The sequence below is a fragment of the Shewanella hanedai genome, from assembly GCF_007197645.1.
GTDB classification, from domain to species: domain Bacteria; phylum Pseudomonadota; class Gammaproteobacteria; order Enterobacterales; family Shewanellaceae; genus Shewanella; species Shewanella hanedai.
In genome coordinates, this window is record NZ_VKGK01000021.1 from 52006 (window position 1) to 77008 (window position 25003).

General features: G+C 43.6%; 22 protein-coding genes. 10 read left to right on the plus strand and 12 right to left on the minus strand.

What is annotated here, in order from left to right:
• Positions 1-28 precede the first annotated feature (28 nt).
• From FN961_RS16460 to FN961_RS16470, 3 genes are all read right to left on the minus strand, one after another.
• Positions 29-1099, minus strand: coding sequence for an ACP S-malonyltransferase (locus FN961_RS16460; RefSeq protein ID WP_144041271.1), 1071 nt, complete (start codon positions 1097-1099; stop codon positions 29-31).
• Between the two features lie 4 nt (positions 1100-1103).
• The gene (locus tag FN961_RS16465) at positions 1104-3347 is read right to left on the minus strand and encodes a dehydrogenase E1 component subunit alpha/beta (RefSeq protein ID WP_144041272.1); all 2244 of its coding nucleotides are present in this window, start codon (positions 3345-3347) and stop codon (positions 1104-1106) included.
• 125 nt (positions 3348-3472) lie between these two features.
• Entirely contained in the window at positions 3473-4648 is a 1176-nt protein-coding gene (locus FN961_RS16470; RefSeq protein ID WP_144041273.1) for an acyl-CoA dehydrogenase, read from the minus strand.
• A gap of 378 nt (positions 4649-5026) precedes the next feature.
• On the opposite strand from FN961_RS16470, the gene FN961_RS16475 reads away from it, so the two are divergent.
• The 4 genes from FN961_RS16475 (at position 5027) to FN961_RS16490 (ending at position 8380) form a co-directional block, all read left to right on the plus strand.
• Entirely contained in the window at positions 5027-5905 is an 879-nt protein-coding gene (locus FN961_RS16475) for a MipA/OmpV family protein (protein WP_144041274.1), read from the plus strand.
• A 5-nt stretch (positions 5906-5910) separates the two neighbouring features.
• Positions 5911-6330 carry a DUF3019 domain-containing protein gene (locus FN961_RS16480; RefSeq protein ID WP_144041275.1) on the plus strand — a complete coding sequence of 140 codons (420 nt, stop codon included), beginning with the start codon at positions 5911-5913 and terminating at the stop codon, positions 6328-6330.
• A complete protein-coding gene (locus FN961_RS16485) occupies positions 6330-7043 on the plus strand; it encodes a response regulator (RefSeq protein ID WP_144041276.1) in 714 nt (237 codons plus the stop codon). The genes FN961_RS16480 and FN961_RS16485 overlap by 1 nt, the downstream gene beginning before the upstream one ends.
• A gap of 74 nt (positions 7044-7117) precedes the next feature.
• Positions 7118-8380 (plus strand): ATP-binding protein, encoded by a 1263-nt coding sequence (locus FN961_RS16490; RefSeq protein WP_144041277.1) that lies wholly within the window; start codon positions 7118-7120, stop codon positions 8378-8380.
• A gap of 2 nt (positions 8381-8382) precedes the next feature.
• Here FN961_RS16490 and FN961_RS16495 read toward each other — a convergent pair whose 3' ends face one another.
• Positions 8383-8694, minus strand: a complete 312-nt coding sequence (locus FN961_RS16495) for a DUF1289 domain-containing protein (RefSeq protein ID WP_144041278.1) — start codon at positions 8692-8694, stop codon at positions 8383-8385.
• A gap of 180 nt (positions 8695-8874) precedes the next feature.
• Between FN961_RS16495 and FN961_RS16500 the strand changes: the two genes are divergently transcribed.
• Both FN961_RS16500 and FN961_RS16505 read left to right on the plus strand, forming a co-directional pair.
• Positions 8875-9411, plus strand: a complete 537-nt coding sequence (locus tag FN961_RS16500) for a DUF4136 domain-containing protein (protein WP_144041279.1) — start codon at positions 8875-8877, stop codon at positions 9409-9411.
• Between the two features lie 193 nt (positions 9412-9604).
• Positions 9605-10867 (plus strand): glycerophosphodiester phosphodiesterase family protein, encoded by a 1263-nt coding sequence (locus tag FN961_RS16505; protein WP_144041280.1) that lies wholly within the window; start codon positions 9605-9607, stop codon positions 10865-10867.
• Positions 10868-10925: 58 nt separating this feature from the next.
• Here FN961_RS16505 and FN961_RS16510 read toward each other — a convergent pair whose 3' ends face one another.
• The 3 genes from FN961_RS16510 to FN961_RS16520 are packed head-to-tail and all read right to left on the minus strand — an operon-like array spanning position 10926 to position 13947.
• Positions 10926-12395 carry an AAA family ATPase gene (locus FN961_RS16510; protein WP_144041281.1) on the minus strand — a complete coding sequence of 490 codons (1470 nt, stop codon included), beginning with the start codon at positions 12393-12395 and terminating at the stop codon, positions 10926-10928.
• 8 nt (positions 12396-12403) lie between these two features.
• Positions 12404-13540: an HlyD family secretion protein gene (locus tag FN961_RS16515; protein WP_144041282.1), complete on the minus strand. Its 1137-nt coding sequence runs from the start codon at positions 13538-13540 to the stop codon at positions 12404-12406.
• 2 nt (positions 13541-13542) lie between these two features.
• Positions 13543-13947, minus strand: coding sequence for a DUF3302 domain-containing protein (locus tag FN961_RS16520; protein WP_229814714.1), 405 nt, complete (start codon positions 13945-13947; stop codon positions 13543-13545).
• Positions 13948-14444: 497 nt separating this feature from the next.
• On the opposite strand from FN961_RS16520, the gene purT reads away from it, so the two are divergent.
• Entirely contained in the window at positions 14445-15620 is a 1176-nt protein-coding gene (purT, locus tag FN961_RS16525; protein ID WP_144041283.1) for a formate-dependent phosphoribosylglycinamide formyltransferase, read from the plus strand.
• A 3-nt stretch (positions 15621-15623) separates the two neighbouring features.
• Here the strand turns inward: purT and FN961_RS16530 are convergent, their stop codons facing one another.
• The 5 genes from FN961_RS16530 to FN961_RS16550 form a co-directional block, all read right to left on the minus strand.
• A complete protein-coding gene (locus FN961_RS16530) occupies positions 15624-16586 on the minus strand; it encodes a D-2-hydroxyacid dehydrogenase (RefSeq protein WP_144041284.1) in 963 nt (320 codons plus the stop codon).
• A gap of 16 nt (positions 16587-16602) precedes the next feature.
• A complete protein-coding gene (locus FN961_RS16535; RefSeq protein ID WP_144041285.1) occupies positions 16603-17253 on the minus strand; it encodes an outer membrane beta-barrel protein in 651 nt (216 codons plus the stop codon).
• A 164-nt stretch (positions 17254-17417) separates the two neighbouring features.
• Positions 17418-18197 carry a co-chaperone DjlA gene (gene djlA / locus FN961_RS16540; protein WP_144041286.1) on the minus strand — a complete coding sequence of 260 codons (780 nt, stop codon included), beginning with the start codon at positions 18195-18197 and terminating at the stop codon, positions 17418-17420.
• Positions 18198-18276: 79 nt separating this feature from the next.
• Positions 18277-18966 (minus strand): N-acetylmuramate alpha-1-phosphate uridylyltransferase MurU, encoded by a 690-nt coding sequence (gene murU / locus FN961_RS16545; RefSeq protein ID WP_144041287.1) that lies wholly within the window; start codon positions 18964-18966, stop codon positions 18277-18279.
• Positions 18963-19967, minus strand: coding sequence for an aminoglycoside phosphotransferase family protein (locus FN961_RS16550; RefSeq protein ID WP_144041288.1), 1005 nt, complete (start codon positions 19965-19967; stop codon positions 18963-18965). Before FN961_RS16550 ends, murU begins: the two co-directional genes overlap by 4 nt.
• A gap of 155 nt (positions 19968-20122) precedes the next feature.
• Between FN961_RS16550 and lptD the strand changes: the two genes are divergently transcribed.
• The 3 genes from lptD to pdxA all read left to right on the plus strand — a co-directional run bounded on the left by lptD (position 20123) and on the right by pdxA (position 24994).
• On the plus strand, positions 20123-22447 hold the full coding sequence (lptD, locus tag FN961_RS16555) for an LPS assembly protein LptD (RefSeq protein ID WP_144041289.1): 2325 nt from the start codon (positions 20123-20125) through the stop codon (positions 22445-22447).
• A 176-nt stretch (positions 22448-22623) separates the two neighbouring features.
• Complete coding sequence (surA, locus tag FN961_RS16560; protein ID WP_144041290.1) at positions 22624-23931, plus strand: peptidylprolyl isomerase SurA; 1308 nt, start codon at positions 22624-22626, stop codon at positions 23929-23931.
• A 76-nt stretch (positions 23932-24007) separates the two neighbouring features.
• Positions 24008-24994, plus strand: coding sequence for a 4-hydroxythreonine-4-phosphate dehydrogenase PdxA (gene pdxA / locus FN961_RS16565; protein WP_144041291.1), 987 nt, complete (start codon positions 24008-24010; stop codon positions 24992-24994).
• The last annotated feature ends 9 nt before the right edge of the window (positions 24995-25003 follow it).

Sequence of the window (25003 nt, forward strand, 5' to 3'; positions counted from 1 at the left end):
TGGAGAGCGCTAAACGACAAGGGCTTCATTACTGTTTCAGTACTTGCTGACGTTGTAGCTCGTTTCCCATGGCTAACAGTTCTGGCGACGCTTCTTGGGACTCTGAAAAATGATTCTTCTCTTGCCAGCCAAACCAACCAATATTAATTAATGCCTGAGCTATTGGCCCACCTAAAGTATTTCCTGGACCAAGTACAATCACCTTATCTGGGGCAAACTCTTTCACTGCAACTTGCACCGCTTTAGTGAAATCATAAGTCTCTGTCACCTGAGCCCCTAAAGTATAACGCCTCAATTTGTCAATATCCGTGCTTTGCGGCGTCCAGATCCGTCCTTCACCATCAATAAGCGGCACTTTAGGCAAATTAAACAAACTTGCAGGAAGCCCCTCTAAGCCACGCTTTGACACATCATCAAGCAACGGAGAGTGAAATGCCCCATGGTTATAAAGCCTCATAGGGTAACGTTCATCAATGTATGGTAATACCACCTCGAGCCGTTTAAGGCCCGCTTCGTTGCCCGCTAATATCCGGTAACCCCCAAGCAATATTGAGGTATAAACTTCACAGCCCTCTTCTGTATTTACCTGTTCAATAGCACTGTCAATTAACACTGTTTTCGCTTTATCCAGACGCCATTCTTTATCCATCTCAGGATAGATTAACTGTCCTCCAATCAGGCCCTTTTGCATCATCGAACCCATGGTATTAATCACATCAATGGCCGCATCAGAGTTTAAAGCACCAGCACATGCTAACGCGATATACCAGCCCATGGAGTTGCCTGTCACTGCGACCACTTCATATTTGTCGGTATCAATATCCATAAAATCAGCCATGGCACAGGCATAGATTAACGCCGATGCATTTTCACCAGCGGTATGTAATTTAAAAGAGTACTTCTCGGCACTATCGAGTTGTTTGATACTCGCTTGTTTGAGTAAGTCACGATATGCATCGATCCCCTCGACAAGCTCAACTTTGTCATGATGATGAGTGTGCAAGTACCCTAACTCCTCCTTGTTATAGCAACCCCTTCCAGGCGCAATGACTAGGACTCTCTGCTTCGTTTTCTCACCAAGATTAGTGTTCGTTGTCATTGTTCTACAGCGCCTCCTTTAACAAAGCTTGATTAAGCTCCTTACCTATTAACCTCATCGCCGCTTCGACAATCTTCTCTTTGGTGGGGAGCGGAAGTGTCGCAGCACCGGCGAGAGGAATAAAACAATCATCAGCGGTCAGCCTCGCAATTGGCGGACATTCATGACCTAGCGCTTCAGTAAAACCAGTCATAATCGCTTCACTTATCGACCCAGTCTTACGGCATTCATCGACAATCAAGATATGCCTGCACGCTTTCGCCTTATCGATAATGGCATCCATATTTAGAGGTGCAAGCCAACGAATATCGATAACCCTGACTTTTAATCCAGTTTCCATCAATATTTTCTGCGCCTGACGGCTCAGGTAATAACCATTGGCATAACTGATAATACAGAGTTCATTCCCCTCTCCCTCTTGGGTTATCTCTCCCAGTGCGATAGGTTTGGACTCCTGCTCAGGCACATAATGACTCGCCCAAAGGCCATCTCCAGTATCATGGAGATCTTTGGTCATATATAGCGCTATTGGCTCAAGGAAAATAACGACCCTTTGCTCCTCATGCGCCAACCTGACACTCTCTCTGAGCATCTCCACAGCATCGGCGCCATTGGAAGGACAAGCGATAATTAATCCAGGAATATCACGGAATACAGCAAATGAGTTATCGTTATGAAAATGTCCACCAAATCCTTTTTGATAACCTAGACCCGCAATGCGGATCACCATTGGATTGGTAAACTGTCCATCGGAGAAAAATGGCAAGGTCGCCGCCTCGCCCCTAATTTGGTCTTCAGCATTATGCACATAAGCAAGAAACTGGATCTCTGGCATGGGCAAGATACCATTATGAGCCATTCCTATTCCTAATCCCAAAATAGAAGTTTCATCTAACAAGGTATTGATCACCCGATTGGGACCGAAGCGCTCCACCAATCGGGATGTCACATGATAAACCCCGCCTTTTTTACCCACATCTTCACCGCAAACAACAATATTGGCCAAGCGTGCCATCAATTCTGTCAGGGTTAAATTGAGCAATTTCCCCATATGCAGCGGCTTATTTAATGCCAGCTTATCGGCTTTGAATAACTCATTTCTGCTTTCTAAATTTAAATATTGGTTATCTTTCACCACTAGCTTCGGTGGCACAATAGACGCCATGGCTTGCTCAACCGTCTGCAACTTAGGACGAGTCACAGCCATTTTTGCAATTGCTTCTATGCGAGCCTTCATCGATTGATAAAGTTCAATGATCTGATTCGAGTTCATCAAACCGGCCTCGATCAGCTGCTGCGCAGTCACGACGAGTGGATCTTGAGCTTCATTATCAAAAATCTGCTCCTTACTCATATAAGCAATCTCAGCATCGCTGCCCGCATGTCCCATTAAGCGTACCGTTCTCACGTGCAGAAATACGGGCTTGCGATGAACTCTGGCATAGTCTGCCGCGGCCTTACTCACCTTGTAGCAATCGAGAATATCCCTGCCATCGCAATAAAAATACTTAAGCGAAGCCCGCTGGCTAAAGTTCGCTGCAATCCAACCTTTCGGCGTTCGTGTTGAGATCCCAATACCGTTGTCTTCACAAATAAACACAATTGGCAGTGGTACTTGCTGATACGCGGCCCAGCAAGCGGAATTGATCGCGCTCTGCGCACTGGCATGATTTGCTGAAGCATCGCCGAAATTACACAAGACTACGCTGTCTGACGGCATGGGAGAATCAAGCGATAATCGCTGAGCTAAAGGGACACTAAAGGCTGCGCCTACCGCTTTAGGTAAGTGTGAGGCGATGGTCGATGTTTGCGGGGGAATATTCAATCGTTTACTCCCCAGAACTTTATGGCGACCACCAGAAGTGGGGTCATCACTGGATGCAGCAAACGACAACAGCATATCGTAAAGAATGGTTTCACCGGGAAGTTGGCGGCTTCGTTCAATCATAAAAGCCCCACTACGATAATGCAGAAACGCCATATCAGTAGGTTTAAAGGCTAAACCATAAGCTGCATTTCCCTCGTGCCCTGAACTGCCGATGGTATAGAAGCCTTCATTTCTTGCGCGCATCTTTCGCGACTCTAGATCCAACAGTCGACTCTTAAGCTGAGATTCAAACATACCAACAAAGTCGCTGTCTGATAAACCTAGTTTTTGATGTTCCCAGCCCTGACCTATATCACTAAAGGCTTGCTTATTGACTCGCTCAATAAAGCGCTTATCTAACGCTACCGCCCTATCTTCCATAATACTTGCTCACCCATTTAGCTAATTGGAGAGGCTAAAACAACCAAATTATTAACCATATATGGTTAATGAACATCAGTGTTCCAGACACAAAAAAGGAGCCTAAAGCTCCTTAACAATCTTGCTTAACAAAAAGCCTGAATCCCTGTCTGAGCACGACCTAAGATAAGGGCATGAATATCATGGGTCCCTTCGTAGGTATTCACTGCTTCTAAGTTCATCACATGGCGAATAATATGAAATTCATCTGAGATACCGTTGCCACCATGCATGTCACGAGACATACGCGCAATATCTAACGCTTTACCACAAGAGTTGCGTTTAATTAATGAGATAGCTTCGACAGGAAGGGCATTCTGATCCATTAGTCGTCCCGCTTGCAGGCAAGCAAACAAACCTGTAGTGATCTCAGTTTGCATATCAGCCAGTTTCTTTTGAATCAACTGGTTTGCCGCCAGTGGACGATTAAACTGAACTCTATCAAGGGTGTACTGACGCGCACCATGCCAACAAAACTCTGCCGCGCCCAACGCGCCCCATGCGATGCCGTAACGCGCCTTATTCAAACAACCAAATGGTCCCTGTAACCCTTCCACATTAGGCATCAATGCAGTCTCAGGCACCTCGACATTGTCCATAACAATCTCACCGGTAACCGATGCTCGCAGTGAGAATTTACCTTCAATCTTAGGCGCACTTAGCCCTTTCATTCCTTTCTCAAGAATGAAACCGCGGATCTTTCCTTCAAGCTTTGCCCACACCACAAATACGTCGGCGATTGGCGAGTTCGTGATCCACATTTTGGCACCATTAATCTTAAATCCACCATCAATGCGCTCTGCTCGGGTTTTCATTCCTCCAGGATCTGAACCGACATCAGGCTCAGTCAGTCCAAAACAACCTATCCACTCGCCAGTGGCTAATTTAGGAAGATACTTAAGTCGCTGCTCTTCCGTGCCATAGGCATGTATCGGGTGCATAACCAAAGACGATTGCACGCTCATGGCTGAACGGTAACCGCTGTCGACACGTTCAATTTCACGGGCTACAAGTCCGTAGCTAACATAATTGACGTTTGAGCAGCCATATTTTTCAGGCAACGTTGCCCCTAAAAGCCCCATTTCACCGAGCTCATTCATGATTTCTCGATCAAAGTGCTCGTTTCGATTCGCCATCAACACCCGACTCATCAATTTATCCTGAGCATAGTCATATACGCTGTCACGGATCATTCTCTCCTCATCAGAGAGTAAAGCGTTTAGCTGTAGGGGATCTGTCCAATCAAAATGCACTCGCGCCATGGTGTTATCCTTAATAGGGTCAAATATGAACTCTCAGAGTTAAGTATAGAAAGTAACCATTTCTTATACTGCTTACAATAAGCATAATTTAGCATTAGGAAAAATAGTCTTTTACTCTATCTAGTATAGTTTTTGCCTATACCACTGCTTTATTAAGTTAAATTAAATAGCATTTTAGACAACATATGAAGTAAGAAAAAAACACCAAAACCCCTCCTGAATCACAATAAGGCAACCAAGTAAGGACATACCAGAAACATAGCGCTCGCTGGTGTATCAGTTTGCATCAAATGCTACAAAACATCTGACTAACTCTCGCCTATGGTGTTACCCTATTACCCGATATGTTAATTGTGTAATGAGTATATAAACGGTGTCATGAACAGACTAAAACTGATTGTCCTCAGCTGCTTTCTTCTTCCCTTTTTCACTTGGGCTGACACGGCTCCACCTTGTGAAAACGATCTTGAGTGCATCGAAATCGGTCAATGGGACTTAGGCATCGCTTTAGGTTACGGCATACGTAGTAATCCTCTTAAAGATTTTGATGATATCCCTATTTATATGGTGCCAACCTTTGCTTACTATGGAGAGAGTTGGTACTTCGACAACGGTAATTTGGGTTATACCTTAACTGAGCAAGAAAGTTACACGATAAACTTGGCAACCAGTTTCAGTACCGACAGCGCTTACTTTCAGCGTTGGGATCCCTCTAATATATTTCTTGCTGGTGGCAGCACATTTGACTCAAGCTCAGTCGCAAATAACAATATTGGTCTATTTACCAGAGGGGTGCAGGAGCCGACAATAGGCGATTTAGAGAAGCGCAGATTTACCTACTTAGGTGGCCTTGATGCATTTATTTACACCCGAGTCGGCATCATTAACTTTTCATTAGCCCACGATATGTTAAATGTGCACCAGGGCACCGAAGCACAATTAAAATGGATTTATAATCTTCCTGTTCAAGATTGGAACTTCGAGCTTCAACTTAAATTAGATTGGAAAAGCGAAGAGATTGTAGATTACTATTACGGGGTTAGGGAAAGCGAGAGTCCTTATTGGAATCAAGCCTTTAAGAGTAAGTCGGCATTAAATGCAGGAATAGAATTAACCAGTACTTATGTGATGACCCAACATTGGGATCTACTGTTCTTAGCACGATACACACGCATTGCCGATGCAATTGCAGAGAGTCCTCTATTGAACGAAGAATATACGAGTACCCTTTATATCGGTTCAAGTTATAGGTTTTAATACGGGTGCAAATTTCTCAAATAATAGCTAGCGGGTTTCTACTCCTTTCTTTCTCAGTATCGAGTAGTGAACAACTCATCGCTGATGAAACTGAAAAGTTCACCGCAGAGCTCTCTCTTGCTCCCGAATTTTGCATAACCTCAGATGAACAGCTTACTTGTGAGCTTACCGTAAAACTTGAATGGAAAAACCAGATCCCCAAGCCAATCTGTATTTTATCTGACTATGACAACATGGTCAGATGGTGTTCAGAGAGCGCAGAAGTTAATTCGTTTAGCTTAGATATAAGCACAACGGAAGATATTCAATTTGTAATGATAGATAAAGCAACACATGAAACTCTCGCTGGGGTAAAACTAAAAGTCACACCGACTGCAGGACCCAAAGTGAGAAGACGCTACCGTAACCCTTGGAGTTTATTCTAATGACAGCCACTCAATCAACCCATAGAGTCTTATTGGTCGAGGACGATATTCGTCTTGCCAACTTGATTGTGGATTATTTAAAGTCCCATGGAATGCACGTTGAAGTTGAGCGTCGCGGTGACACTGTACTTACCCGTCTGATCAACTATAAACCTGACATCATTTTACTAGACATAATGTTGCCAGGTATGGACGGATTAACGCTATGTGAAAAGTTACCCGACTATTTTGCAGGCCCTATCCTACTCATGAGCGCATTGGGCTCCAATGAAGATCAGATCAAGGGTTTAGAGTTGGGTGCCGATGATTATGTAGTGAAACCTGTTGATCCTGCGCTGCTTATTGCCAGAATCAATAACTTGCTACGTCGTAACGCTAAACCGCCAAAAGCTGAGTCACACTGTTTATCTTTTGGGAGGCTGAGTATCGATCCACACACTCAAGCCATTAGACTTGGCGATCTTGAAGTTGACCTAACCAGCCATGAATTTGAGCTACTTTGGTTACTTGCATCTCAAGCTGGTCAGGTATTGAGTCGTCAATATATCTATCAATACTTGCTCAATATCGATTTTGACGGTAAAGATAGAAAAATCGATGTCAGGATCTCAAGACTGAGAAAGAAATTGGGCGACAATATCGAGACACCGTTTAGAATTAAAACGGTTTGGGGACAGGGCTACTTATTTGCACCTGAAGCCTGGACTAACTAAACCCTATATACCCAAGCGATCTCAAAGTTTTTACATATTGATGTCGCTTGGATGTAGATTTACGGAATGAACGATTGAAACGACTTTTTATCAGCCTGTACCTACTCATCAGTTTAAGCATCTTAGGAATAGGTTGGACACTTGATAATATTTGGCAGAATAATGTCGATGATAATAGTGTCACAGATGCGCCACTTATCATGCTGGCACAGCTTCTCGCTAAGTTGCCAGAGCAAGATCGTATCAATTATTTAGCCCAAGTCGATCATGACCCTGACTACCCCATTGAGCTGGTAGATTCGAGTCAGATAGCCTTATCAGATAAAAGTAACTTAACTGACAATGCTGTGCTTACCACCACTTTGAGTGACCATTTTGAACTTCATTTTATAAAAGTAGATAAACAAATTCTGGTAGGTGGCCCAATCGTCATCGATCCAAGAGCTCGATTACGTAAACTTTTCACCCTCTTTTTCTACCTCTCTTTGGGCTTAATTGCACTTATTTGGGTATGGCCTTTGTCACGGGATCTAAAGACCCTCCGTAATGCGACTCAAGAGTTTGGGCGAGCAAAATGGGACACCCAAATACAACTATCACCGCGCTCACAAGTGATCCCCTTAGCCAATACCTTTAATGAAATGGCTAAGCAGATCCGTACACTAATAGAAAATCAGAAACACTTATCGAATGCGGTATCCCATGAAATTCGCACTCCGTTAGCAAGATTAAAGTTTGCCATGGCGTTGATGCCTCAGTACTGTCAGCCAGACTCAAGCGAGCAGCGTAGAGCAGAGTTTATTGAAGAGATGCAGCTTGATATCAAGGAGATAGAAAACTTGTTAGAGGAGCTGTTAACTTATGCTAGCCTTGAGTCTCAGCGCAAAGAAGTTCATTTGGAACATTGCGATTTAACAGTGCTCTCGCAGCAAACGATTAAACGACTATCATCACCAAGAACACTGCCAATTAAGTACGACCAAGACGCTCAGCCAGTCTTCCTCTTAGGCGACCCATCTTTGATTGAACGATCCATACAAAACCTTGTGACCAATGCACAAAGATTTGCTAATGAGTTAATTGAAGTCGAGATATTGCAGAGTGAAAAACAGATAAGTCTAAGTGTAACTAACGATGGGCCAGAGATCCCACCCGAAGATCAAGCAAAGATATTTGAACCATTCTACCGCAGTAAATCAGTGCAGAATGGTAATAAAGGGCACGGTTTGGGTCTCGCGATTATTAAACGGATCATGGAAAGGCATAATGGAACAGTTGGACTGAAGAGTCATAAAGGCAGAACCAGTTTTATTCTTAGCTGGCCTAAACCTGAATAGAATTATTCAAGAGTAAAATCATCTAACGATAAATCGGGTTCTTCGGGATCCGAAGAGTTGAAATCAAATGACGGGTTAAGCTCTGCCCGTTCTTGGAGCAATTGCGCCTTCCTCGCTTTCAAAATAGCCAACTGGCGACGACGCTTTCTTTGCTTACAAAGGCGAATAACATCATACTTTTTCGCATCTGAAAAATCTAACCAATTAAATCTCTCATCTCGATTACGCAAACACCCTTTGCAATAACCGCGAGCGTCGGTCTGACACACGCCGATACAGGGACTTTGAATTTCAAAAAACTCTAACTGCTCCATAAATCGCCCCCATACTTGTTACTTGTTACTTGTTACTTGTTACTTGTTACTTTAAACATAACTGATTTGCATTCAACTGGCTAAAATATATTCTTTTGCATCATATACCCTAAAATTGCTTGCATCTCTTTCTAGAACAGACCAAATTGGTAATTAAGATAATCAGTTCTGGATACGACAATGAAATCCTTCAACGTAATAAGCGTGCTCCTTTCATCGATGCTTCTAAGTGCCTGCACCAGTACGCCAAAGAGCGATTATGACGTCGATTACGACTTTACTCAGCTGCGCACTTTCCAGCAACAAGCTCCAGCCCAATCTAACGATCCTCTCAGTGCATCAAGGATTCAAATCGCCATAGCCAACACCCTTGAGGAGGAAGGGTTTACTCAAGATAAGAACACAGCAAACTTTCAAGTGACTTTTGGCTACAGAATTGACGACAAGCCTAAAGATTCAGGCCTCTCTATTGGATTAGGCACTGGCACATGGGGCAGTAGTGGCGGTGTGAGTGTCGGCACAAACGTGGGCGTACCCATCGGCAGCAGTACAGCTAAAATACAAACCATACAGATAGATATTATCGATCCCGTCACCAACCGTCTTATTTGGCGTGGTTCCGACAGTTTCAACTTTGATGCCGGTGGAGAACAAAAAGCCGCCGATACTCAAGCAACAGTCAGCAACATCTTATCCCAGTTCCCACCGAAGAAATAACGTAACACTGGCATCTGTATATTTAGTATTCACAAAAGAGGGGGAAACCCTTCTTTAACGTCAATGATATATTTTAGTCATGTTAACGTCACAATTTCTTAGCTAAACAGCCATCTTTTTCTGTTAGATTACTCCGCTAAATATGACCTCATTCAGGTCAACTAGCTGTAATGACTAAACGGAAACTTTGCACATGCACACTAAGCACATAAAACATTATGTCCATCTCACGGCTCTGATCACTGGTATCTTGCTCACAGGTTGTAACGATAGTAATGACAGCAATAACAATGAAATTAAGGTGTCAGCTAAAGTCGGCCCTCGCCCACTATTTTTAGTTAACCAAATGCAGGACAGTGAGCTTAAAACGACACTTGAGCAATGCAGCGATAAGCCCTCCTACCGTACCGATTTTTCTATTGGCCACCGTGGTGCCGCGATGCAGTTTCCTGAGCATACCAAAGAGTCTTATCAAGCAGCGATTGACTCAGGCGCAGGGATAATCGAATGTGACGTCACCTTCACCTCTGACAAAGCGTTAGTTTGTCGTCATTCTCAATGTGACTTGGCCACGACCACCAATATTTTATCCATCCCAGAACTTGCTGCACAATGCTCCGTGCCTTTTACCCCTGCAGATCCTATCAACGGCGTGCAAGCCAATGCTAAATGTTGCACAAGCGACATTACTCTTGCTCAATTTAAAACCCTTAAAGGCAAGATGGACGGCGCGAATTCTGATGCCACTACCGTTGAAGAGTATATGGCAGGAACGGCTAATTGGCGTACCGACCTGTATTCTGGTAATGGCACCTTAATGACTCACGCAGAGAGCATTGAGATGTTTAAAAAAGCGGGGATTAAGATGACTCCTGAGCTTAAATCAGCTGAAGTGCAGATGCCATTCGATGGTTTTAGTCAGCAAGATTATGCTCAAAAAATGATAAGTGAATACCAAGCTGCGGATGTCCCAACATCAGATGTTTTCCCGCAGTCCTTTGAACTTGAAGACATCAAATACTGGATAGCCAATACACCTGAATTTGCTAATCAGGCAGTATTTCTCGATGACAGATACGATGATGCTGGCTTTGACCCACAACATGCTGATACTTGGTCGCCAAGTATGGAAGAACTTAAAAACCAAGGGGTGGAATATATCGCGCCACCACTTTGGGTATTAGTGACCTTAGATGCTGAAAATAAGTTAATCCCTTCTGAATATGCCAAAGCTGCGAAAAGTGCACAATTGAACATTATCGCTTGGACATTGGAACGCTCTGGTTTACTGGTTAACGGAGGCGGCTGGTATTATCAAAGCATTACCGATGTCATTGATAATGAAGGTGATGCTTTCGAACTGTTGGATGTGCTAGCCAAAGATGTAGGCGTTAAAGGGGTTTTCTCTGATTGGCCCGCAACGGTGACCTACTACGCAAACTGCATGGATATTTAACAGTAAAGAACTAAACAGAAACACTAACGGCAAACGCTGTTAGTGTTTCTATAATCTATTATTTATGCGCGTTTACAGTACGGTCAGATGCCCATTCACGTAACGCGCTGAGTTTCTCCCGCATAACCACAGACAGAGGTCTGGTTTTCATCAACTCTGCAATTAACAGCACTTGATTTAGCTCTTGTTCTGACGCTCTAGCGGTATAGATAGCAGAGATGATCGCTTGCTCTATCTCGGCACCAGAGAATCCTTGGCTCGCGCCTGAGAGCTCGGCTAAATTAAACAAGCTAAGATCAAGTTCACGTCGTTTAGCATGGATTAGAAATATCGCCCTGCGGATCTCATCATCAGGCAAGTCCACAAAGAAAATTTCATCCATCCGACCTTTACGCATCAACTCCGGCGGTAGTGCAGAGATATCATTAGCCGTCGCCACCATGAATACCTCTGACTTTCGCTCTGCCATCCAGGTTAAAATAGTGCCTAAAATTCGGGTTGAAACACCATCATCACTGCTGCCACCACTTAAACCTTTCTCAATTTCATCAACCCAGAGCACACAAGGAGACATAAGATCGGCAAGCTCTAAGGCATGACGTAGGTTTTTCTCAGTCTCACCTATGTATTTATTGTACAGCCCCCCCATATCTAGCCTTAACAAAGGCCTTTGCCACATGCCAGCAACAGCTTTGGCCGCTAAGCTCTTACCGCTGCCTTGTACACCTAGGAGCAAGATACCTTTAGGTTGATCTTTAAGGTTTTTAGTACGGCCTGAAGGAGTTCTGTGTTTTAACCACTGTTTTAAATTATGTAAACCCGCCACCTGAGAAAAATCGCTGGTGTCATATTCAAACTGCAACACACCTTCCATGTCCAGCAGTTCAAACTTGCCCTTGTTGACCATGTCTACATCTGAATGTGTGATCGCCCCGTCATCGACAATTGCCTTATGTGCTAATCGGCGCGCATCATCAAAGGTCAACCCTCTCAAGTTTTCTGCCAGTTTGATGACCGCCGAGTCATCGACATCTAACATCACCCCTTCATTTCTGACTTTATCGACCTGCTCATAAATCAAATTTTGCAACTGAGCAGTATTGGGCAGGGATAATCTGAAGTGTGCGCAATAACGTTTGATTTCAGGTGGGATCTCAAATGCATGACTGACTAACACAATCGTATGTTTAAGGGATTCATATTCAAGTGCAATCTCTTTTAACAGACGCACATTCTTAGGCGCATCGGCCACAAAAGGATGAAAATCGCACAAGATGTAGATCCCCTGTTGTTCAGTGGATTTTATCTGTCCCAGAATATCAGCAGGTTCACTATTGAATTTCTGCGTGCCCATAAGCTTATCAACACGGGTTAACCCTTGGGTGATACTCCAGCTGAACAGAGGTTGATAAAGCACACTCGACACCCTCTTAAGGAGTTCGATAACGCGATGTTCTTCATAGGTTTCTATGACGACAATTGGGGTGTTTGATCTTAAAACAGATGTTAAATCTCTAATATCCTGCATTGATAATCCTAATGAAAAAGGTAGTTAAGCCAACCTTGCATTCTCAGCAACACTTTCCGCATGACAGCCACGTGGGAAAAATGATCGGTATAGATTGCAGCTTGTCCGGAAACACCTGCAGGAAAATGCTCCCGTATCGCATGGTCCTCTATCTCAATCAAGACGATTACTCGTCCTCGTTGCATCAAATTACGCGATGAGATCAAGGCGCCGGTAGACTGTATTTCGCCTTCGGCCATTGCTGGCAAGATTGTGGCCACTTTGCCTTTAAATACCTCCCCTGGCGCACCATCTAATATCACTTCTGCTTCATCTCCCTCTTTAAGTCTCAAAAGTGAGTTCTGCCAGAATGCACCAGCAAAATAGCGTTCTTCGTCAGGAATAAAACTCATCAAAGAACGAAGTGGCATTGGAACCGCAACAATACCAGGTCTGAGTGCCATCTGAGTAACCATGCCATCGGCAGGAGCCCTAACAACGGTCATTTCGAGATCAAACAACGCCTTTTCAAGCTGTCCTTGAATTCCAGCAACCTTAGTATTAACCCCGTCAACATTAGACTCAAACACCAACCTAACTCTCAATTCCTCAGCTTGCGCTACGGTCAATTGAGCTTCTGACGCCAAGTAGAGTTGACGTTTATTATCCATTTCAAGTTCAGTAAAAGGCGAGTTACTCCCCGCTTTTTTCTTCCCTTTAGCATAGCGATCATAGGCCGATTCTGCTCGGTCTCTATCCGCTGTCGCTCGCTCAACATTCGCTAATGAAGACTGCCAAGCCGCTTCAAGTTGAGGTACTTCTTGCTCAGCAGAAACAAGTGCCGCACGTTTTTGCTTTACCATAGCCTCAAACGGAGTCGGGTCTAACCTAAACAATACCTCTCCCTTCTTTACGGGCACATTAGGCTTCACTTCAACCGAAGTGACAACGCCGCGCACAGCTGGATTTATTGGGGTTGAAACAAAATACTCCTTAGCATAAGGCGTATAGGGATGGTTATAGTTCATTAACAGAATTAAGGTGCCGACAATAAATATGCCACCTAAAATCGCGGTTGGTACTGTCCACTTAGTTAACGGGATCTTAAACACTTTAAAAATAGCGATACAAATGGCCGTGTAAGTGAGAATAAGTAAAAGATCCATCGTTAACCCTCCGTCTTGTTAGTCTGGTTTCCAATGTCGTCATTCGGCACTATCTCTGGCTTCGCAGGATGTCCTCCCAACTCAATCGATTGTAATCTTAACTCCAGCTTCGACACCGTCTCATTAAGCTGCTTAACCTCATCTTCAAGGGCAAGCTCTCGCTCCACCACGGAGTTAAATCCCCAGCCACGATCTTCACGGTACAAGGTTGCCCAAATCCAGAGAAACGGCCAAATAGCATGCAGAGTAAACAGACTCACCCAACCAGCAACATGAAGTGCATCTTGCTGAGGGTGATTGCGCTTTTTAGCAATTTCATAGGGAATATCATGAATGACGATAACGCCATAGAAGAGAAAAATGGCCACGAAGAAAATAACGCCCAACGCAAAGTAATCTAGAAACACGGTTAGCTCCTTATGCTCTATTTACTCAGCTGATTAGTAAATAGATCCTTGTTTTTATTAGTTAAGACTTAATTACAGCGTGCAAACATTCTCGCAACAAAACCCGACTGATACCAGTAATAATTTATCTTGTGCCTAAAAAATATGAGTAAGATAAACACGTTAATCCAGTCCAAGCGCAAACATGACAGCCATTCACCCATCCAGATGATTCTGTCTTACCGGTAATTGCGAGCCCTTTGCATAAATATCACTCAGAATGAAAGCCGATGACTCTTGTCATTAAGAAAAATGGATAGTGGGAATACAGTTTATCAACATCAATATGAATACTAGTACCGAACAGTGATTGATGATTTTGAACTCTGTCACCTCTGGATATGCCCAATACTGCATTCCCAAGTAGCTTTGGTATAATAGCGAAAAAGAGCATCAATAAGCTCAACAGCCAGATAGTGTGAAACACTATTACCGACAAAAATAAAGGTACCCACAAAATGATAGGCACTCCACACTCCAATGGTGCATTACGCGCTATGTTGCTAGGTTGCGGTGAACTTGGAAAAGAGGTTGCGATAGAGCTTCAGCGCATGGGCGTTGAAGTGATTGGAGTAGATCGCTACCCCAATGCACCAGCCATGCAAGTCGCCCATCGCTTTCATGTTATCAATATGCTCGACGGTGACGCGCTAAAAGCGATTATCAAACAAGAGCAGCCACATCTGGTTATCCCAGAAATTGAAGCCATTGCGACTCAAACTCTGGTAGAGATGGAAGCTGAAGGCGTTAATATCATCCCCACCGCCAAAGCCACCCAGCTCACCATGGACAGAGAAGGCATAAGACGTTTTGCCGCTGAAACCTTAAATCTGCCCACTTCGCCTTATGTTTTCTGTGATACTCAAATCGAATTCGAACAGGCAATAGAAAAGATAGGCATACCTTGTGTGGTTAAACCTGTCATGAGCTCATCCGGTAAAGGACAAAGTGTTATTCGCGAAGCAAGCCAAGTATTAACTGCTTGGCAATATGCGCAAGAGGGCGGCCGAGCAGGTGGAGGACGTGTAATTGTCGAAGGGTTTGTGCCCTTTGATTATGAGATCACCCTGCTAACGATAAATTCAATCAACGGCATACACTTCTGCGATCCTATCGGTCATAGACAAGAAGATGGTGACTACCGAGAATCATGGCAGCCACAAGCCATGTCACCTTCAGTGCTAAAGAGGTCACAGGAGATTGGTCGTAAAGTTGTTGAAGCATTAGGGGGTTACGGTTTATTTGGCGTCGAGTTATTTATTAAAGGAGATGAAGTGTATTTCTCCGAAGTATCGCCCCGTCCTCACGACACAGGAATGGTGACCCTCATCAGTCAAGACTTATCTGAATTTGCGTTGCACGCGAGGGCTATTTTAGGCTTACCTATTGCTAACATAACGCAACATGGCCCCAGCGCATCAGCAGTCATACTCGGTGAAGGTCAGTCTGACAATATTCGTTTTGAAGGTATCAGTAAAGCACTCGAGCAAACGGATACCCAGCTTCGTTTGTTTGGCAAACCTGAAATAGACGGTCGTCGACGTTTAGGTGTTGCACTTGCTCGTGGAAGCTCGATTGACAATGCAATAGAGAAATCATTGCATTGTGCTAGTGTCGTTAAAGTGATTTTGTAGTCACTAGTTAACCCTATTCTTCGCTTTACCATTCAAGAAAGCGGCCACATTTTCAATCGCGATATTCAGTAAATTTTGCCTAGCTTCCCGTGTTGCCCACGAGTTATGTGGGCTAATACTGATATTGACCGCTGTCAGTAACGGATTATCTTTTTCTGGTGGCTCAGTTGACAGCACATCAACTCCAGCTGCGGCAATTTCACCATCAAGTAGCGCCTGACTCAAGGCTGCTTCATCGATCAATCCGCCACGAGCCGTATTAATCAAGATAGACGTTTTACGCATCAAGCTAAGTAACGCTCGGTTGATGATTTTATCCGTTTCCTGCGTTAACGGACAATGCAATGAAAGAATATCTACCTGCGGGAGCATCTCATCAAGCTTGCACCATTTCACCCCAACGGGGAGATCAAGCAGCGGCGTACGCGTATTGACTAATACAGTCATCCCAAACGCCAATGCGATATTCGCCACTTGCTGACCTATCGCGCCATATCCCATCAACCCGAGGGTTTTCCCCTTTAGAGATTGCAAAGGACTGAGAGTGAAACAAAAATCCTCACACTCAGTCCACGCCCCTGCAACAACGGCATGATGATGAACTGCGACCTGCTGTGTATGATGAAGAATATGAGAAAAGACCATCTGAGCGACAGCATCTGGGCCATAACCTGGCACATTGGTCACCACGACGCCATGTTGCTTTGCTGCGACCAAATCAACCACATTGGTGCCAGTTGCAAGTACACCAATGTATTTTAGCTTAGGGAGTTCAGCAAGTGTATTCGCCGAGATAACAGTCTTATTAGTAAAGAGTATTTCAGCATTTTTGGCGCGGCTCAGTAGTTCACTCTCAGCAGTTCGCTCAAAACTAGTAAACTCCCCAGCACTGGCAAAGTCGCTTAATCCACTCCAGTTTAAATCCCCAGGATTAAGTGTATAACCGTCGAGTATCACTATTTTCATGTTATGAATCTTCTCTCTAAAACCGTAGCTTTAAGCCTACGTTAACTTGCCCTTGCCACATAATGTCTGAGCTAATAAACCAGAGACACTCTCCGCCATCACAAAACAAAGTGCTATCACTACTGATGAAAGTGGCATAACCCCTTGCATCGGCGAACATCGAGAAAGATTCGGTCAGTTGATACTCAGCGCCGGCACCAAAGCCCATTGAAAACCGAGTCTCATTTGAGTAATCACCACCAGGTCGCATACTCGTTAAGCCAACACTGGCAGTCACATAGGGTTTTAAATTGCCATTTGGAAAATAAAGCGATCCCCCCAGATGCAGATAATCAAGATCAAGATCGAGATCCGTGATGGGAGTAGGACTAAAATTACCACCACTTCGCAACTCGGTGGCCTGATGACTATAGATGAGATAGATATCGCCGGGATCATTAGTAGTAAAACCCAGCATGACACCATAATGCGCCGACTCAGAGACGTTCAACTCTCCCTCTTCATCTTGGGCGAAGTTACTGAGTCCAGCACTTTTAATGTTGAACTCACTGGCGCCAAAACTGTAACCTCCAAATGGCGCAACAAACACCTCTGCAAACACAGGATTTGAAACCAAAGCGGAAGTAACAATCAATGCTGAAGCTGAAATATAAGCTGCTATCTTCATATCGGTCTCTTTCATGAATGATCAAACATGAGTTATCAAGATTGAGGCAAAATGAGCCTAAATACAGGATAGTAAAATGTATATTTATACTTTACATAATATACATTTTACAAAGAGTTATTCAATAAAAATAGCAGGATAGCAGAAGCGGTGGGCTAGCTAACTTAACGCATGCCGCGATCGGTTTTGACCCTGTCGTAAGCCGCTTGAATATCTTGAGCTTTGGTGTTCGCAAGCTCCATCATCTCAGGAGGCAAACCTTTCGCGACTAACTTGTCAGGGTGATGCTCATTCATTAGTTTACGATAACTGCGCTTCACTTCTTGATCTGATGAAGCTTCTGTTAAACCAAGCAGAGAGTAGGCATCTTCAATACTGGTTTGATTGTTATTGCCACCCTTATGGAAATTAAACTCCGCCTGCCAACGTTTAAGTAACTCATCAAGTTGAGCACGACTGAAACCTAACTCTTGGGCTATTACCAGTAATACCGCATGTTCTTCGGGATCCAGTTTGGCATCAGAAAGTGCTGTTTGTATCTGAATCTCAAGAAACATCTGCAGCAGTTCTTTACGGCCCATAGAGATAAGGCGGAAAGTTTTAAGGCAAGCTTTAACATCAAAGTCACTCTCCTTGCCCTCTTTAAATGCAATCTGCGCCTCTACTCTTGCTTCACCTTTGAGCTGCATCTGATCCATTAACATCGTCGCGATACGAATATCGTTTTCAGTCACATGTCCTGACGCTTTAGCCACATGTCCCATCACGGCAAAGGTTGTCTTAAAGAACAACGTCTGTCGATTAGCCCCTTTCCCTATAATGCCACTAAGCTGGGCACTTTTTTTATCATAGAGGTGACCTAACCAAAGACCAATGACACCACCGACTATTCGACCAAACATAAAACCGATGGCAAAGCCGAAAATCTTACCCCAAATACGCATTAAAAAACCTTAGTCACTTACAAAATATACGATTAAATCCTGATAAAATAGAGCCCGTTATTACAGGGGCCTACCTATATCAACCTAAACCTTGCTGACGCTGCTCCAAACTATCTAAACGCTCTAGAGTCCCAACATCACACCAAAAACCTGAAAAATATTCACCGGAAACAAGTCCTGAATTCACCTTATCTCTTAACAGCGGAGCAAGAAGAAAACCCTTATCTGGTGTATTTTGAAAAAGAGAGGGATGATAAATCCCCATCCCTGAAAACGTCAATGCTTCCTGTTCATCAGAAAGTTTGTTTTGAACGAGCCCACCTATCAAGGGGAAATCCCCATTCGGATGTTGACTGGGATTATCCACTAACCAAAGATGTGCCAATTTGCCCTTAAGAGCGCCATTTGAATCGAAACGAGTAAAATCAGGTAACTCATCAAGAAACACATCGCCATTTATCACTAAAAATGGATTATTACCTAACAATGGCAAAGCCTGTTTAATACCACCACCAGTCTCTAATGCATTGAGCTCATGGCTGTACTGAATGCTCACTCCCCAACGGCTGCCATCACCTAATGCTTCCGTTAGTTTGTGCCCAAGCCAAGCATGATTGATCACAATCTCAGTGATCCCCTGTTTTGCCAGCCGCTCGATGTGATAAACAATCAATGGCTTATTAGCCACACTGACCAAAGGTTTAGGCAATGCATCCGTTAAAGGACGTAACCGCTCTCCTCTACCCGCAGCCAAAATCATCGCCTTCATGAAGTGACCTCAACGGCTGGGATAACCGTAGCCGAAATCCATTCACTAAAGGGCTTAAGCTCTGGGTAATTATCAGAAATATCGCGAATATATTCAAGGGTTAATGGAATATCTGCCATATATGCAGGCTTACCATCACGGTATTTAAGGCGAGCAAAAATGCCAGCTGCTTTTATATGACGCTGTAATCCCATTAAGTCAAACCAACGGGTATAGGTCTCTATTGTGACACCGCTATCAAGTTGGCCCGATGCGTTAATTTGCTCAAAATGCTGCTGCATTAACTGATTAACCACGCCATCAGGCCAGCGAACATAACAATCTCTTAAAAGAGACACCGCATCATAGGTGATAGGCCCAAGTACTGCATCCTGAAAATCGATCACCTGTAGCTGCTCATTTTGCAGCATTATGTTTCGGCTGTGATAATCACGGTGCATACCGACTTTGGGTTGAGCTTCAACATTTTGGATAAGATGAGAAAAGGTCATTTTCAGCATATCTTGGGTTGAATCATCAAGTTCGAGACCAAGATGACGTTTTATCAGCCAATCAGAAAAAATATCTAACTCCAATTGGACAAAAGCTTCATCGTATAAAGGTAAAGAAGTTTCACCATTATCGGTAACTAAACTCACTTTATTTAAGAGCGCTAATGCTTGGCCGTAATAATCGACTACGTTGTCCTCATTCAACACCGATAGTAACTGTACATCGCCTAAGTCACTTAACAGTAAAAAACCTTCTTCAAGATTAATTTCAATAACTTGAGGTACATTCACTCCTTTTGCAGAATAAGCGTTTGCTAACTTAATAAAAGGAAGCACTTTGATCAATTCAGGGGGTGAGTCCATTACGATAAAGCGCTTATCTTGGTGCTCAACACGGAAGTATCGTCTAAAACTCGCATCTCCAGAGATAAGTATTGCTCTAACTTCAGTATTAAAAAGTTGCTTTAGCCATCTATTTAACGCAATAAATCTTAGATCTGACAAGGGCACCTCATGGCTCTTATGTAAAAATTGCTTTATTATAAAGCAAAATGGAATCAGCTAATAAGCTCAATCTTGATATTTAGCTGAGTTGCCTTAAAATCGGCAACATTTATCCTCAATTATTGTTGTCCAGACTAAGAAATCATATTAAACGACTTAAGATGCAGATCCGTTATTTATTGGCACTAAGCCTACTTCCCCAATTAGTCTTGGCTGAAGACTCGACCCAAACTATCGATGCTGGCTTACAGTGTATCGTCGAGCCTCCAGTCCCCCGTCTATCGTCAACAAGCGATGACCAAACGGCACTAGAACAGCAAGAGATCCGAATTATATCTAACCGCTCTGAAGCGGAAATGGGCAAACAAGCTACATTCAATGGCAATGTATTATTCAGCCAAGGTCAGCGCCATATTGCAGCCGATGAAGCGATATTAGATCAAAAGAATGAGCGTTTAGATGCCAATGGCAATCTCATATTTCAAGATCAGATGATCACCATTACAGCTGACTCGCTCATTGCTGAAATGCGCAGCAATAGTGCATCCCTTTGGGGCGCACAGTATTGGATGCACGGTCAACAAATTCATGGTGACGCAGAAAAACTCGAGATCACTTCCGATAATAATCTGCACCTGACTAAGACAAATTTTACTACCTGTCCTCCAGGTGACACCTCTTGGTTACTCGAAGCTGAAACGATCAAGATCGATAGCACTGAAGAGTGGGGAGAGCTCTGGGATGCCAAGTTAAAAATTGGTGGCGTTCCTGTATTCTATATCCCCTATATGACGATACCGGTATCTGAAAAACGTAAATCCGGCTTCCTGTTCCCTGAATTAAGCACCAGTACCACCAACGGTGTCGAAATAGCGACGCCATATTATTGGAATATTTCTCCAGAATATGACCTTACATTAACCCCTCATTACATGTCATCACGAGGGCTATTCCTAAAGAGTGATTTCCGCTATCTCGCAGGAGAGTCGCAACAAGGCCAACTCAACTTAGAGTACATCGGCAGCGATAAAATGCTGACTGACTCGCCTGATCGTTACCTTTACCATTGGGAACATAAAGGTGCCATCAATGAAAACTGGCGAGTGATGGCTAACTTCACCAACGTATCAGACAACAACTATTTCAACGATCTAAACTCGGATGTGCAACGCGCAACTGATAATCAGATATCGCGCATCGGTGAGATTAGCTACTTCGAACAAAATTGGGATGTCACCGCACGAGTACAGAATATTAAAGTGTTAGGCGGAGATGAAAAGCCTTATCAGGTGATGCCACAGATAGGCCTTAACTATCGCGCCCCAGATTTTTGGAATGGCTTAGATTTTGGATTGACCAGTGAAGCGAGTAACTTTCAACATGAAGACAGTAGCTTCACAACGGCAACGCGTCTGAATTTTGAACCCAGTATTTCTTATCCAATTCATGGCCCTGCAGGCTCGCTAACCAGTGAAGTCAAGTTACTCCAAACCTACTATTGGCAAGACGTTAATGAATCCAATGGTAATGATGAATTAGCCAGCTTTGTTAACCGAACCTTGCCACAAATACGTGTCCATGGTCAGGTCAACTTCGAACGTTTTACTGACTATTTTAATGAAAATTATCGCCAAACATTAGAACCACAATTTCAATACTTATATGTTGGCTATGAAGACCAAGACGACATTGGTATTTATGATACCGCGATGATACAAGATGATTACTTTGGTCTTTTCCGTGACCGACGCTTTTCAGGTATCGATAGAATCGCCGATGCCAACCAACTCACTCTCGGCTTAACGACTCGCTTATTTGACGAACATAATGTGGAAGCATTTAAGTTTAGCTTGGGACAAATTTACTACTTTGAAGACAGTAAAGTGGGGATTAGTGATCCCTTAGTACCAAGTAGCAGGTTAACCCAAGAGAACACCTCTAACTCAGTGCTTGCTGCTGAATTAAGCACTAAGTTGTATAAAGACTGGTATGTCAGTGGCGCTATTCAGTATGATACTAAGCAGAGTGAGAACAAAAAGAGCGAGATGACACTCGACTTTAGGCCTGGTGCCAATAAATTACTTCAGTTTAGTTATCGATATGTACCGGATCTCTTGAACTCAAATACCAATGAATCCGTTAATATCTCTCAAGCAGGTATGCGCGGAGCTTGGCCAATTAGCGACAGCTGGTATGTAGTAGGTAACTGGTATTATGATCTTAACGAAAGCCGAAGTGTAGAGACCTACACTGGTTTTCAGTATGAATCATGTTGCTGGGCAGTCCGCTTAAGTTACCATTATCGAATTAAAACTAATTATGATGATAACTTTAATCCGGTGCTGGATAATCGTGAACTATTTGAAAGCGGATTTTACCTAAACTTCGTCATAAAAGGACTCGGTGGCTCAGGCCCATTAGGCGTATCAGATATGCTGAACGATGGTCTATTTAACTATCGTAAACCGCTTTATCTGAAAAACTAGTAACGCCAAACCTAACGGGTAAACTAAGCAGCGACTGGGAATTGACTCCCGATAAGATTAAATAAGTTTATTTTAGATGAACCATGAGCGGGTCTTAGAGTCCAATCATGATAATAGAATCAAGTCAGCATCATTTGGTGCTGCACCTGACATCAATATGCCAAGGATTTTTGTGGATGAAACCGTGTAAACATTTGATTTTTGCTTTTCTTGCTCTGGCGATGAGCCATACAGTACAAGCCCAAAGTGCCCCCCTCGATCGGGTATCAGTACAGATTAACGAAGGTATCCTGCTAGAGAGTGAAATCACTGGCATGCTTAAAACGGTTAAAGCAAATGCCACAGCGGCAGGCCAAGATCTACCTTCAGACAGTGCACTTAGAACACAAGTAATTGAACGTTTGATCATGACGCGATTACAGATGCAGATGGCCGATAGAATAGGACTGCATATTGGTGACCTACAGCTAGATCAAACTATCGGCAATATCGCTAAAGAACAAAAATTAACCGTTGAGCAGATGCAAGTTAAAATCGCTCAAGAAGGCATGAGCTGGAATCAATACCGTGAGCAGTTACGTGAAGAGATCACCTTAGGTGAAATACAACGTATTCAGGTTCAACGTCGTATTCAGGTGTCTCCTCAAGAAATCAATAACTTAGTTAAAATGATTGAAGAGAAGGGTCTAGAACAAGTTGAATTCCAAATTGGACATATTCTGATTGAAGTACCAAATAACCCTAACAGCGAACAACTTGAAAAAGCGAGTAAGCGCGCTGAAACCGTGCTTAAACGCGTAAAAGATGGCGATGACTTCCGTCGTACTGCAATTGCAGCATCTTCAGGCCCTAAAGCCCTAGAAGGTGGTGTTTGGGACTACATGAACATCAACGAGATGCCAACCTTATTCGCTGAAGTGTTGGGTAATGCTAAGCCTGGTGATGTGATTGGTCCCATTAGAAGTGGAGCAGGTTTTCACATCATTAAGGTATTAGATGCTCGAGGTCTAGAAACCAAAGAAGTGGATGAAGTCCGTTCAAGACATATCTTAGTCAAGCCTTCGCCAATTCTGTCAGAAGAACGCGCTAAAGCCATGCTTGAAAAGTTTGCGGTTCAGATCCGTTCTGGTGACGCCGATTTCGCAGCACTGGCTCATCAATACTCTGAAGATCCTGGTTCAGCGGCAAAAGGTGGTGAGTTAGGCTGGGCTGACCCAAGTGTCTATGTTCCTGCGTTCTCTCAAACATTAAATGCACTTGAGATAAATGAAATCAGCGAGCCCTTTCGTTCAAGTCATGGTTGGCATATAGTGCAGCTTGAAGAGCGCCGTAAGACAGATGCTACGGACAAATTTAATACCAATAGAGCACATCAGCTCATCTTCCGTCGTAAGTTTAATGAAGAGTTACAAAACTGGCTTGATGAGATGAGAGCTGAAGCGTATATCGAAGTCTTCGAACCTGAGAAGAATCGAGGCGAATAGTAATAGCTAAATCTGTTACTATTGCCCTCAAGAATTAATTGGATGTTAAAACCTATTTTAATCGAGGCTAAATATATTGACGACTAAACGAATAGCCATCACCCCAGGCGAACCAGCCGGGATTGGTCCAGATTTAGTTATCCAACTAGCTCAGCAGGCTTGGCCTGCTGAGCTAGTTGTTTGTGCGGATCCTGAACTGTTAACCTCTCGGGCCAAAATGCTCGGGCTTCCGCTACAGCTTAAGCCTTACCAACCGAGTCTTGCGCCAAAAGCCCAAGAAGCTGGTACCTTAACTTTGGCACCATTTGCGCTCAATGCTGAGGCTAAATGCGGCCAACTGAATGAGCAAAATAGTGCCTATGTAGTGCAGACTCTGAGCTATGCCGGCGAGAAGAACATGAACGGTGAGTTTGATGCCGTGGTTACCGGTCCAGTTCATAAAGGCATCATCAATCAAGCCGGTATCTCCTTTAGTGGTCATACTGAGTTTTTTGCACATCAAGCCAATTGCCAAGATGTTGTAATGATGCTGGCAGCACCGAACTTGCAAGTCGCTTTAGTCACCACTCATATTCCATTGGCCTATGTGTCAAAAGCGATTACGCGTGATCGACTGCGTCAAATTATTAAAATATTGCATACTGATTTAGTGAATAAGTTTGCCATTAAACAACCCAAAATATATGTATGCGGACTCAATCCTCATGCAGGCGAAGATGGGCATCTAGGGCGCGAAGAGATAGATGTTATCATTCCAGCCTTAGAGGAAATGCGAACCGAAGGCATTAGCCTAGTCGGCCCGTTACCAGCAGACACGATCTTTCAAAGTAAGTACTTAGATGACGCCGATGTCATACTTGCTATGTATCATGATCAAGGTTTGCCAGTCCTTAAATCGCAAGGTTTCGGTAGCTCGGTGAATATAACCTTAGGGCTACCTTACATTCGTACTTCGGTAGATCACGGTACTGCACTTGAACTCGCCGGAACAGGTCAAGCAGACATAGGTAGCTTTGTCTGTGCACTAAATAAAGCCATAGATTTGGCAGCAAAAACTGAGTAGTTGAAATAA